Source organism: Lebetimonas sp. JS085, from assembly GCF_000523295.1.
Lineage (GTDB): Bacteria > Campylobacterota > Campylobacteria > Campylobacterales > Nautiliaceae > Lebetimonas.
Genome location: NZ_ATHR01000001.1, coordinates 320254 through 333094 on the forward strand (window position 1 = coordinate 320254; position 12841 = coordinate 333094).

At 32.1% G+C, this 12841-nt stretch carries 13 protein-coding genes; 4 read left to right on the plus strand and 9 right to left on the minus strand.

Going from position 1 to position 12841, the window contains the following annotated elements:
- Window positions 1-3: 3 nt before the first annotated feature.
- Window positions 4-1242: a DNA polymerase gene (locus DZ68_RS0101755; RefSeq protein ID WP_024790578.1), complete on the minus strand. Its 1239-nt coding sequence runs from the start codon at window positions 1240-1242 to the stop codon at window positions 4-6.
- An 83-nt stretch (window positions 1243-1325) separates the two neighbouring features.
- Between DZ68_RS0101755 and DZ68_RS0101760 the strand changes: the two genes are divergently transcribed.
- Window positions 1326-1952, plus strand: coding sequence for a LexA family transcriptional regulator (locus tag DZ68_RS0101760; RefSeq protein WP_024790579.1), 627 nt, complete (start codon window positions 1326-1328; stop codon window positions 1950-1952).
- On the opposite strand, the gene aat is transcribed toward DZ68_RS0101760, so the two are convergent.
- From aat to ligA, 4 genes are all read right to left on the minus strand, one after another.
- On the minus strand, window positions 1941-2621 hold the full coding sequence (gene aat, locus DZ68_RS0101765) for a leucyl/phenylalanyl-tRNA--protein transferase (protein ID WP_024790580.1): 681 nt from the start codon (window positions 2619-2621) through the stop codon (window positions 1941-1943). The genes DZ68_RS0101760 and aat overlap by 12 nt on opposite strands.
- A gap of 76 nt (window positions 2622-2697) precedes the next feature.
- Window positions 2698-4851: an AAA family ATPase gene (locus DZ68_RS0101770; RefSeq protein ID WP_024790581.1), complete on the minus strand. Its 2154-nt coding sequence runs from the start codon at window positions 4849-4851 to the stop codon at window positions 2698-2700.
- Entirely contained in the window at window positions 4852-5145 is a 294-nt protein-coding gene (locus DZ68_RS0101775) for an ATP-dependent Clp protease adaptor ClpS (protein WP_024786976.1), read from the minus strand.
- On the minus strand, window positions 5135-7177 hold the full coding sequence (gene ligA / locus DZ68_RS0101780) for an NAD-dependent DNA ligase LigA (protein WP_024790582.1): 2043 nt from the start codon (window positions 7175-7177) through the stop codon (window positions 5135-5137). The genes DZ68_RS0101775 and ligA overlap by 11 nt, the downstream gene beginning before the upstream one ends.
- 138 nt (window positions 7178-7315) lie before the next feature.
- Between ligA and DZ68_RS0101785 the strand changes: the two genes are divergently transcribed.
- Entirely contained in the window at window positions 7316-7651 is a 336-nt protein-coding gene (locus tag DZ68_RS0101785; protein ID WP_024786978.1) for a hypothetical protein, read from the plus strand.
- A gap of 9 nt (window positions 7652-7660) precedes the next feature.
- On the opposite strand, the gene DZ68_RS0101790 is transcribed toward DZ68_RS0101785, so the two are convergent.
- Together DZ68_RS0101790 and DZ68_RS0101795 are read right to left on the minus strand one after the other, a co-directional pair.
- Entirely contained in the window at window positions 7661-8677 is a 1017-nt protein-coding gene (locus DZ68_RS0101790; RefSeq protein ID WP_024790583.1) for a GNAT family N-acetyltransferase, read from the minus strand.
- Window positions 8667-9842 (minus strand): amidohydrolase, encoded by a 1176-nt coding sequence (locus DZ68_RS0101795; RefSeq protein WP_024790584.1) that lies wholly within the window; start codon window positions 9840-9842, stop codon window positions 8667-8669. Before DZ68_RS0101795 ends, DZ68_RS0101790 begins: the two co-directional genes overlap by 11 nt.
- A gap of 145 nt (window positions 9843-9987) precedes the next feature.
- Here DZ68_RS0101795 and dapE point away from each other — a divergent pair, with 145 nt between their 5' ends.
- Together dapE and DZ68_RS0101805 are read left to right on the plus strand one after the other, a co-directional pair.
- Window positions 9988-11085: a succinyl-diaminopimelate desuccinylase gene (gene dapE, locus DZ68_RS0101800; protein WP_024790585.1), complete on the plus strand. Its 1098-nt coding sequence runs from the start codon at window positions 9988-9990 to the stop codon at window positions 11083-11085.
- Window positions 11076-11300 (plus strand): hypothetical protein, encoded by a 225-nt coding sequence (locus DZ68_RS0101805; RefSeq protein ID WP_035907007.1) that lies wholly within the window; start codon window positions 11076-11078, stop codon window positions 11298-11300. The genes dapE and DZ68_RS0101805 overlap by 10 nt, the downstream gene beginning before the upstream one ends.
- Here the strand turns inward: DZ68_RS0101805 and DZ68_RS0101810 are convergent.
- Both DZ68_RS0101810 and DZ68_RS0101815 read right to left on the minus strand, forming a co-directional pair.
- On the minus strand, window positions 11287-12024 hold the full coding sequence (locus tag DZ68_RS0101810; protein ID WP_024790586.1) for a hypothetical protein: 738 nt from the start codon (window positions 12022-12024) through the stop codon (window positions 11287-11289). The genes DZ68_RS0101805 and DZ68_RS0101810 overlap by 14 nt on opposite strands.
- Window positions 12025-12044: 20 nt before the next feature.
- A complete protein-coding gene (locus tag DZ68_RS0101815; protein WP_024790587.1) occupies window positions 12045-12806 on the minus strand; it encodes an ABC transporter ATP-binding protein in 762 nt (253 codons plus the stop codon).
- Between the last annotated feature and the right edge of the window lie 35 nt (window positions 12807-12841).

Here is a 12841-nt window from a genome sequence, read left to right on the forward strand (position 1 = left end):
TTTTTAAATAATTTTTTCCCCCGCCGTCACAACGGCTGAGAGCCCGAATTTACTTCTTAATTTATAAACCGCCCTGTTTAATTTTTCCATTTTTTTATCTTTTTCATAATCAAACAAATTGCTTGTTTTTTTAAATTTTCCGACACTTAAGGCAATAGAAACAATATAATCCTCTTTATTATCGGCCGTATAAAAAAGAGTGGTCATAATTTCCTTTAACAAAAGTTCATTAAAAATCCTTTCAATATTTATATGGGCTTTTTGGGGCTTTGAATATTTATATTTTATTTTTAAGTAATAAAAAGTGGGATTAAGTCTGTTTTTAGTAATTAAAAAAGACAAATATCTGCATAAAATTTCAACTCTTCTTACAGCTTCGCTCCTATCATAAATCGGATCAAACCTTCTTGAGATACCTATACTTTTTCTATTTTCCCTCTCTTTTACCTCTTCATTATCCCTGCCACAAACTCTGTTATATAAAACTACGCCGTTTTTTCCCCACGAATAAAAATATTTTTTATTGTTTTTTACATCTCCTAAAGTTGTAATTCCTTTTTCTTTCAGTCTTTTTTCTATTCTTTTGCCGATTCCCGGAAATTTCTCTATTGGAACATTTTTAATAAATTTATCAATATTTCTTACTGTTTTTATACCGTATGGTTTTGCGTAATTTGTGGCGAGTTTTGCAATCCATTTGCTTTTTGCCGCACCTATGGAAATCGGAAGTTTAAATTTTTCATAAATTTCTTTTTGAAGATTTTTTAAAAATCCTTCAATTTTTTCATCTTCGATCCAGCCTGCCAAATCCCCGAAAAATTCATCAATGCTATATTGTTCCACTGCCGGAATTTTTCTTTTTAAAAAAAGTTTTAATTTGTATGAAAGCAAATGATAAAGTTTATAATCAGGTAAAATAACCTCTAAATTAGGATAAATGATAAGAGCTTCTTTTAAGGTCATACCTGTTTTTATTCCAAGCTCTCTTGCTTCATAACTTGCAGTAACCACAATCCCCCTAATTTTGCCATTTTCTAAAAAATAGCTTTTATCAGGCTTTTTTTTGCTTATTATAATTTCCGAAGTAAAAGCACCTTTGTTTAAATTATAAACATTTGCTTTTTCACTGAAAATTTCTTTGTCATTTCTTTTTACTACAACGCAGGGTTTATTCAATAAAGTTGAATCAACACTTATGTGGGCCGATACAAAAAAAGCGTCTAAATCAAGGTGTATTTTCATCCTTAATCCTTTAATTTATTTACAAAATATTAACATTTTGATAAAATATACTTCAATAAATTAACAAATTGTTAAGGACTGAAATGGATTTTGAAAAAATAATAGAAAAAATTAAAGATATAATTTCAAATGAAGTGGGAGATAGAAAAGTTTTAAATAAAGATGTGGCAAACGTTCTTGGCATTACACCTGAGAATTTATCCATACTTAAAAAAAGAAATAAAATCCCTTTTAAAGAAATAGCTCTTTTTTGTGCTAAAAGGAAAATTTCAATAAACTGGCTTTTGTTTGACCAGAGCATTGATGCAATAGCAACCGAGACAGAAAAATTCTCTGAGATTAGGTATTTTAAAGATATAAATGCAAGTGCGGGCGGCGGGGCAATAAACTTTGATGAAAATTATGAAATTTTATATATTGACAAAAAAATACTAAATAAAAATTTAGATGCAATAAACGTAATCGGTGATTCAATGGAGCCTACTTTAAAAGACGGCAATATTATATTTATAGACAGAAATGACAAAAACATCATAAACGGGGGAATTTTCGTAATTTCCACAAATGTCGGAGTTTTTGTAAAAAGAATAAATTTAAAAAGCACAGGGGAAATTGAAATCATCTCAGACAATAAAATCTATCCAAAAGAAACTGTAAGTCCTGAGGAGATTAATATTATAGGGAAAGTGGCGGGAAAATTAGAGATTTAAAATCCCGCTTGTTTTTTGAATCATTGGAATAAATTCTTTTTTTTCATATATTTTTGCCCCCATTCGTTGAAGATGGGCACTTGGGACCTGGCAGTCAATAAATTCAATTCCGTTATCTTTTAAAACATTACAAAAATAAATTAAAGCTAACTTACTTGCATCGGGTTTTATATGAAACATACTCTCACCGCTGAAATATTTATTTATTGCAACCCCGTAAAAACCCCCAACTAATTCCCCCTCATAATAACTTTCAACCGAAAGGGCAAATCCGAGTTCATGTAATTTGGTATAAGCTTCTATAAATGGATCATTTATCCAGGTTCCGCTTTGCTTTCTTTTTACATTTGCACAATTTCTGATTACATCCTCAAATTTTGAATTTATTTTAAATTCCCATTTTGAGCTCCTGAGTTTTTGAGCTAATTTTTTAGTAATTTTTACCTCATCGACTTTTAAAATAAGCCTTTTATTTAATACATACCAGTGAAAAAGCCCGTCCTCATCCTGATACCATGGGAAAAAACCTCTTGAATAACCTTCAAGCAGTCTTTTGGGGTGTAAATCATAACTTGCCCCTACAAATCCTTCATCAAATTTTTCATAAGGGGAAGGAAAAGTGAAATCATCAAGAAGATATAAAGGAGGACATTCCCTAACTTTAATCATATATTTTTAACCTTTATTTTACTTTTTAAATTCATAATTTATAATTCATAATTCAAAACTCACAATTCACAACTCACTATTTTTTAACTTTTAAACTGAATTTATCTTTTATATAATCAAATCTTGCCACTCCTCCGTTTTTAAGCTCCCCAAATAAAATCTCTTCGCTCAAAGGCTCTACTATATTTTCCTCAATCACCCTTGCAAGAGGCCTTGCCCCCATTTTAGGGGAATATCCTTTTTTAGCAAGTGCGGCTTTAGCCCTTTTTGTAAGAGTTAATTTTACTTTTTTGGCATTTAATTTATCCTGAAGCTCATTAATAAACTTATCTACCACCATTAATACATTTTCTTTGCTTAAAGGTTTAAATCTCACTATGGCATCAAGCCTGTTTAAAAATTCAGGTGCAAAAAATCTGTTTATTGCATCTTCTTTAAATTCACTGAATTCCTGCATAAATCCAAGATTATTTCCCTCACCAACACCCAAATTGCTTGTCATTATCAAAACAACATTTCTAAAATCAGCTTTTCTGCCGTCATTATCGCTCAAAGTCGCATTATCCATAACCTGCAAAAGAATCTGCACTATATCAGGATGCGCTTTTTCTATTTCATCCAAAAGTAATACACTGTGAGGGTGTTTTCTTATGGTTTCTGTAAGTATTCCTCCTTTTTCATATCCCACATATCCGGGAGGTGAACCGATTAATTTGGCGACTGAATGCTTTTCCTGATATTCGCTCATATCGAATCTTATAAAATTAATACCGAGTATATTTGCAAGCTGTTTTGCTACTTCTGTTTTACCAACACCTGTAGGTCCTACAAACAGAAAGCTTCCTATCGGTTTATCTTCGCGGGTTAATCCTGCTTTTTTTCTTTTAATTACCTTAACAAGCTCTTTTATAGCCGCCTCTTGTCCGAAAACTTTTGATTTTAAACTGTTTTCGAGATTTTTAAGTTTTTCTATTTCATTACTCGTTGCACTCTCTTTTGGAATATTGGCGATACTGGCGATTATTGTTTCGATATCGTTTTTTGTAATTAATTTTTTGCCCTTTAATTTATATTTTGCACCGGCTTCATCTATTAAATCTATTGCACTGTCGGGGAGATATTTTTCTCTTAAATATTTTTTAGCTAAAATTGCCGCACTTTTTATTGCTTCTTTTGAATATCTAACTTTATGAAACTCCTCATATCTTGATTTTAAACCTTCAAGTATTTTTACTGTGTCTTCAACAGACGGCTCTTTTATATCTATCTTTTGAAATCTTCTGTTTAAGGCTCTGTCTTTTTCAAAATGGTTTTTAAATTCTTCGTAAGTAGTAGCCCCAATGCATCTTATTTCACCTCTTGCAAGTGCCGGTTTAAGAAGATTTGCAACATCCATATTGCTGCCGCCAGCAGCACCCGCACCTACAATCATATGTATTTCATCTATAAACAAAATAGGCTCTTTTTCTTTTTTAAGTTCGTTTAAAATAAGTTTCATTCTTTTTTCAAATTCACCTCTGTATTTGGTACCCGCTATCAAACTCCCCATATCGAGAGAATAAATTTTTTTATTTTTAAGCTCTTTTGGAACCTGGTTAAAAGCTATCTTTTTGGCGAGACCTTCAACAATTGCAGTTTTACCCACTCCGGGTTCTCCTACTAAAACAGGATTATTTTTTTTACGTCTAACTAAGATTTGCATAATCCTGTTTATTTCTTTTTCCCTGCCTATTACATCATCAAATTCTTTGGCTTCTTTTACAAGTTCGGTTGTAAATTCCCCCAATACTTTTGGCTCATTCTTTTCCTCTTTTGTTTCTGTTACATATTCGACTATTTCGACTCTTTCTATTCCAAATTCTTTTAAAAGCTGATTTGCATAACTTGTTTCATCTTCAAGAAGTGCAATAAAAAAGTCGATTTCATCGGCAACGGTTTTTTTAATTCCCTGAATATGCTTTATCATTCTTTCGGTTGCTTTGTGAAAAGAAAGGGTTTCTGTGGGCGTTACAACCACAGGGGCTTTTTCAATATATCTGTCAAGATAATAATCAAGCCCCCTTCTTATATAATCAACATCAACCCCTACATCTTCAAGTAAATTTCTTATGTTTTTATCTTTCAATAAAATATAAAAAGCATGGTCTATTGTTATATATTCGTTTTGTCTTCTTTTAGCTTCATTTATTATTTCGTTAAATATATTTTTTAAATTTTCAGTTATCTGCATTTATACCTCCTCTATTTTTGCCCTCAATGGATAGCCGGATGAACGCGCAAGGGTATGAACTTTATCTACTTTCATCTGGGCTATCTCATAAGGATAAATACCCACAACAGCGCTGCCTTCCCTATCCACTTTGAGCGTAATGTTTATAGCTTCGTCTTCACTTTTATTAAAAACTGAACGTAATATTTCTATTACAAAATCAAAAGTTGTGTAATCGTCATTAAGCAATATAACTTTATAAAGTTTTGGGGTAATAATCTCCAAATCATCTTCTACCAAAACTTTAGTCGGCATTTTGCTCTCCTATCATTTTCCACATTTCATCTTCGGGAAGAAGGGTAACACCAAGCTTTTTAGCCTTATCAAATTTACTCCCCGCATCTTCGCCGTAAATTACATAATCTGTTCTTTTGCTTACACTGCTGCTTACATGTGCCCCAAGAGATTCAAAAAGTTCTTTTATCTCATTTCTCGGTTTTTTCATAGCTCCTGTTAAAACTACTGTTTTGCCAAGAAAAGGAGATTCTTTAATCTCTTTAGCTTCGGGGCTTTTAGGCTGAATTAATTCTATAAGCTCTTCAATTTTTTCTTTATTTACTTTTACATATTCTTCAATAGATTTTACCATCTCAGGCCCAAAACCATCTATATGCATAAATTCTAAAGGGTCGTGTTTATAAAAACCGACCCCGAATTTTTCGCAAATTTTTTTGCTTGCGACTTCTCCTATATGTTCAATTCCGAGAGCATTTACAAATCTCCAGCATTCAGTCCCTTTTGTTTTTTTAATTGCGTTTATCAAATTCTCGGCTTTTTTTCTTGCAAAACCGGGGAGCCTTTCAAGTTCTTCAACTTTAAGTTTATATAAATCCCTTATATCTTTTACAAGCCCTTTTTCATATAAAAGTTTTGCTACGCTCTCTCCTAACCCCTCTATGTCCATACAGTTTTTACTAGCAAAATAAATTATAGTATTTACGACCCTTGCCGGGCAGGAAAGATTTTGACATTTAATCAGAGCCCCTTCGTCCAGCACCTCGCTTCCGCATACGGGACAATATGTGGGTCTACTTATTTTCTTTTCATTTCCGCTTCTTTTCCATGCCAAAACTTTAGTAATTTTAGGAATAACATCCCCGCTTCTGATTACTATTACATGATCACCTATTCTGATATCCATTCTTTCAATTTCATCAAAATTATGAAGAGTGGCCCTCTCTACTATAACCCCGCCTATTTCAACAGGTTCCAAAACGGCAACCGGAGTTAAAACGCCGGTTCTTCCAACCTGAATAACAACATCTTTTAAAATTGTCTCTTTTTCAATGGCAGGAAACTTATATGCGACCATCCATCTTGGATATTTTTGAGTGTAACCTAATTTTTCAAGTAAATTAAGCTCATTCACCTTAACAACCATACCATCAAGCATTACAGGCAAATCATCCCTGATTTTAACAAATTCGTTATATTTTTTCTGAATGCATTCAATTTCGTCTTTTTTGCACTCCCCTCTTTTAGGGGGTTCCCTAAATCCGAGGGAATAAACAAAATCCATTAAATTTTTATATGTTTTAAATTTATCAAAAAACATTTTTTTATCGTTTTCATACCTGTCGTTTTCCACCTCCGTGAAATTTAATATTTCAACAGGATATCCCACACCCCAGGGTTGAAACAACAGATGTCTGCTTGCCGTAATTTTAGGGTCAAGCTGTCTTAGACTTCCTGCCGCCGCATTTCTCGGATTTGCAAAAGTGCTTTCGCCTTTTTTAACTCTCTCTACATTTAATTTATCAAAATCCTCTTTTTTTATTAAAACTTCCCCCCGTATTTCAATAAGTCCTTTATAATTTATCTTTAAAGGTATGGAGTTTATAGTTTTTGCATTTAACGTGACATTTTCCCCGATATCACCGTCGCCTCTTGTTTCCGCTCTAACCAATTCCCCGTTATTATAAACCAGATTTAAACTGGCTCCGTCAAATTTTGGTTCTATGTATAAAGTATAATTGTCATCAATTAATTTATTCACCCTGTTTAACCAGTCTTTAAATTCGGCTTCACTGAACACATCTTCCATAGACCACATTCTTGTTATATGTTTGGCCTTTTCAAATCCCTCAAGTACCACATCGCCTACCCTTTGTGTAGGAGAAGTCGGATCTATTTCATCAGGGTGCGCTTTTTCGTATTTTTCAACTTCACGGTATAATTTATCATATTCTTCATCTGTAACCAAAGGATTATCCAAAACATAATAATAATATGAATATTTTTTTAAAAGCTGGACAGCTTTTTTATATTCCTCATAATTTTTAATCATCTATCCTCTTTTTGTGTTTATTGTATCATATTTTGCATTATGTATACTGATTATATCAAAATTTATTTTAAATTTCAAGTTTCTTTAGTTTATATCACTAAACTTATAATATGCTATAATTTTTAAAAAAGGATTTCAATGAAAAAAATATTAGGATTTTTTTTAATCTTGATAATTTCAGGATGCACTCAGGAACAGCAAAATAAATTGGGCCATTCCATTCAGAATTTTACAGGCGTAAACGGTGTTGTGGATATTTATTCCGGAGGCAGGATTGTAATGAGATTTTTAAAAGTGGACAAACTTACAACTGCTCACGGAACTGATGACAACAAACCAAGACCTTACAGGTTCGGATACGGATATCTTGATAAAAATTTTAATTATAAAGTTGACCCCAACGAAAAGAAAAAATTATATTTTGAAATAACAAATTACGAGACATATGTTTATTACGAAAATCCTGTTGATTAAAAAACTTAATTAATTTAATTTATTTACCCTTTTTTTATCTTTTAAAATAAATTTTGTCAGTTTTTTACAATATTTGCTGTAACAGACATTTAATTTCTCTTCTATTTTATGCCTGTTTTCAAATTGAAGTCTTAAATAATCCATTCGCTCGTACCTATAAAAAAGTATACCGCTGTAAAAAAATCCCTTTTTATTTGCAAATTCCACTATTTTTTCTGCATAATGGGAATGAAGATTAATATCAAGATATACCATATCCGCTTTTATTTTTGCTTTTGAAAAAATAAAATTAAATTTTTTTTCAAAATTTTTAACCCTGCTATCACATCTAATTATTGCAATTTTTAATATTTTTTTTATTTTTAACTTAAGTTTCGGTTTTATTCTTTTAACTTTTGTTTTTGTAACGGTAATTTTTAATTTTTTGATTCTCTCAAGCATTATTTTTTTATAAATCTCGGGAAGATAATAATTTCTTTTTTCTTTTTTAAATAAAAGGTAAGAAATCAAAACGCCGCTTCTTTTTTCAAATTTAAATTCTTTTTGAGATATCCAATGAGCGACTTCCCCGAAATGAAGGGCAGTTTCAACCATTGAGTGGGATAAATTCGCTTTTTGTGAGAAAGGATGAAACATAATGGCCTCGCCGTATATTGCATAAAGTTTTATACTTTTTGCTTTTTCTATCAGATAATCAAACATCTGATTCATAATGCCTCTTCCTTTAAAATCAGGGTGAACTACGGCAATACCGATTTCCGCATTGTATTTGTCATTGAGTATTAAAGAAAACTGACCTACTATTTTTCCCTGATATTCGGCAATTATAGGGATTAATCTTTTTTCATTGTATGCTTTTATCCACATATTGGCATCATAAAAATCTTTTCTATAATAAGTGTCTGCGTAATTTTTTCTAATTAATTCAACTATCCCGTTTGCATCTTCTTTTTTAAAATCCCTTATATTGACAAAAAGTTTTTCCTGTTTCACAAATAAAGGTGAAAATATATTACTAACTCTCATTTTTAAATTCTTTCACTAAATTTGCCATAACCTTTGCCCCTAACGGCAATGAATCTTCGTCTATATCAAATTTTGGATGATGTTGCGGAACACATCCTATATTTTTTTCCCTGTTACAGCATCCGAGTCTGAAAAATGCCCCCTTAACAATTTTTAAATAATTGGCAAAATCTTCCCCTCCCATTACCGGCTGTTTCAAATCAAACGGTTTTGCACCTGTTTCTTTTGCAGATTTTATGACAATATCTACCATTTTATCATCGTTTATAAGTTCGGGATTTCCAAAAAAATAATGAAACTTATAATCAGCCCCCATCGCAAAACAAATTCCCTTAATCGCATCTTCCATCATCTTTTTTATGGAATTTCTAACTTTATCGTTAAGGGTTCTAACCGTTCCGGTCATTTTCACATAATCACATATCACATTCGGAGCTTTTCCGCCTTTAACAGTACCCATGGAAATAACAGCGGGATGGAGAGGATCGATTCTTCTTGAAATAATATGGTTTATTGAATTGATTGCAAGTGCACCGGTTAAAAGCGCATCAACCCCTTCGTGAGGTCTTGCACCGTGAGAGCTTTTCCCAAAAATTTCAATCTCAAACGTATCGGCACTTGCCATCATTTCCCCGTATTTATAACCAATTTCACCTGTATTTAAATAAGGATACATATGAAGCCCGAATATTGCATTTACATTTTCCAATGCACCATCTCGTATCAAATCTTCACTTCCTCCCTCGGTGTCTTCTTCACTGTGCTGAAAAATACCCCTTATATTAATCGGTAGTTTATCTTTATGTCTGTTTAATACAATAAGTAATCCTGCCAAAACCGCAGTATGCCCGTCATGCCCGCATGCATGCATAATCCCGTCTTTTCTTGATTTATAAGAAACATCATTTGCTTCTTGTATAGGAAGAGCGTCCATATCCGCCCTGAATGCCAAAAAAGGCCTGTTTTCATCGACAACAATATCACAAACCATTCCATAGTGGTCTTTAAAAGTTTTACATTTAATTCCTTTACTTTCTAAAATACCTTTAATATAATCACGTGTCGGTTTTTCTTTGTGTGAAAGGTCGGGATACATATGAAGGTGGCGTCTGATGTCGATTATTTTCTTTTTTAGAGAGTCAATTTCTTTTAATATTTCTTTCACACCCTCTCCTTTTAATACTGGTTTAATATATTATAACACATATTTAATAAATCTTTATATAAGTTTTATCTAAAAATTTTTAATCATTTGATTTAGTTTATTTTTTACACAAAATTTGCTATTATTAAAACAAAAAGGAAAAAAAGTGGATGTAACAGAACTATTTAAAAAACTTTTAAGTTTTAAATCAATAACTCCAAATGACGACAGTGCAATGGAGTTTATAAAAAATTATTTAAATGATTTTGAAGTGATTGAGAATGAAAAAGAGGGGGTTAAAAATCTCTTTTTATATAAAAAATTCACAGAGGGAGACCATCTATGTTTTGCAGGGCATATTGATGTAGTGCCTCCGGGTGATGGTTGGAATACAGACCCGTTTACTCCGACTGAAAAAGACGGCTATATTTTTGCAAGAGGCGCACAGGATATGAAAAGCGGTGTTGCGGCTTTTCTTTGGGCGCTTAAAAATGTCAAAAATTTTAACGGCACATTAAGCGCACTGATTACAAGCGACGAAGAAGGCGATGCCATCTGGGGCACAAAATATATGCTTGAAATATTAAAAGAAAAAAATTTAATTCCAGATTATGCTATAGTGGCTGAGCCAACCTGTGAAAAAGAATTCGGAGATGCCATAAAAATAGGAAGAAGGGGAAGTATTAACGGGGTTTTAAAAAAAACAGGGCTTCAGGGGCATGCGGCTTATCCGGAAAAATCAGTCAATCCGATTCATAAAGTCGCACAGGTGCTTGGAAAAATAGCCGGGGTCGATTTAGACAGCGGAGATGAATTTTTTATTCCGAGTAAATTTGTTGTAACGGATATCAGAGCCGGTATGGAAGTTACAAACGTAACTCCGGGTAAGCTTAAAATGATGTTTAACGTAAGAAACAATACCCATACCACAAAAGAAGATGTTAAAAATTTTATTCATAAATATTTTAAAGATATGAATTACACCCTGGAGCTCAAACAAAGCGCTGAGCCTTTTATAACCGACCCTAATACAAAAGTTGTGAAAAATCTGGATAAATCCATTCAAAAAATTACAGGACTCACTCCAAAACACTCTACCGCAGGCGGAACAAGCGATGCAAGATTTTTTGCCAAAAATGGGGTAAAAACAGTAGAATTTGGAGTAAAAAACGATACAATCCATGCACCAAATGAAAGAACAGGTAAAAATGAAGTTATAAAACTATCACGTGTTTTTGAAAATGTAATCAAGGAATGGAATTGAGAAAAGTTTATGAACTTAAAAAGGGAATATTAATTAAAACAGTAGAAAACGAAATTTTAGAATTCGATGAAATAAGGGGGGATAAAGCTGTTTTTTATAACGATTTCGGAATAGAAGTAGAATATCCAGATTATCTGGATATAGATGAGATAGGAGAAATAATAGATTCAGACAGTCTGAAAAATCCGGATACACATTCCCCTACTCTTTTTTAAATTCGACATCCACAATATCTCCGAATTTTAAACCTTTTCCAACTAATTCTACTTTATAGCTCGTTACAAATTTTTCATCCGGCACATGCCAGATTTTAGTAATTTTAAAACTGCTTAATTTATTGTTAATATAAATTCTTTTAGTTTTTATCGAATTTATTTTATCAACAGGCACATAAATATAAAGTTTTTCCCTGCTTGTATCATACACTTTTGCCACCAGTCTTCCGGGTGTAAGATAATCACCCCTGTTTACATAAATTTCGTAGACATATCCGTTTGCTTTGATGTTTTTTTTATTAATTAAATCCTCTGTTTTTTTAAGATTTGCCATATCGCTGCTTAAGCTTAATTTTAAATTGATAAGCTGATTATATGTGTTTATATAATCATAAAACTTTAAATCTTTTTCTATTTGGGATTTTGTTTTAAGATCTTTATATTTTAAATAGGTTTTTTCTTTTCTTTTTAAAGCTTCTTTGGTTTTTTTTATTTCATTTTTTAACAATTTAATTTGGGTTTTTAAATTGGTTTTATTAACTTTTTCCTGATAATCGTCCAATTTTACAATTGTTTTGTTATTTACGTTTTCGGCTTCAAAATTTTTGTCTGCAAATATCACCTCCCCGCTTACACTTGCTTTTATATCAAATTCATCAAAAGGCAGAACTTTTGCATCATAAGCCAAAAGTATACTTGCTAAAAAAATAAGCATCTTTTTCATTTGTTTCCTTTTTTATTTAATTAAATTCCATCCGCCATTGTTTCGTATTTTTCACTGTCACCTTCTATAAAAGCCTGTACAACCGGATTTTTTGAATTTTTAAATTCCTCTACATCGCCGAATTCAATAATCTCACCGTTAAAAAGCAATGCTATAAAATCGGCACTTTTAAAAGTTTCTTTTAAATCATGTGAAATAACAACACTGGTCATATTATGTTTTCTTGTAAGACTTTCTATCATTCTTGTAATTTTATCACTGATAATTGGATCAAGCCCGCTTGTAGGTTCATCATAAAGAATATACTTGGGCTCCATTATAATTGCTCTTGCCGTAGCCGCTCTTTTTCTCATTCCCCCGCTTAGTTCGTGTGGATATAAATATGCAACCCTTTTTGCTTCAAGTCCAACCATTTCGAGTGTTTGAAATACCTTTTTTTCTATCTCTTTTTTGGATAATTTTGTGTGTTCAACCAAAGGAAAAGCCACATTGTCAAAAATATTCATACTGTCAAAAAGTGCACCTTCCTGAAAAGTAAAACCGACCTTTTTTCTTATTTCATACAGTGTTTTTATATCCGCTTTTGCCACATCCACTCCATCTACTAAAATTTCTCCGCCTGTTGGTTTAAGAAGCCCCACTATATGCTTGATAATGGTGGATTTTCCCTGACCGGACATTCCCAAAATATATGTAATTTTCCCTTCAGCTATATCAAGGTTTATATCTTTTAATACCTCTTTTTTGCCAAATGTTTTTTTCAAATGACGAATCTCAATCATTTATATCCTTTAAAATTATTTAACATTTTATCAAA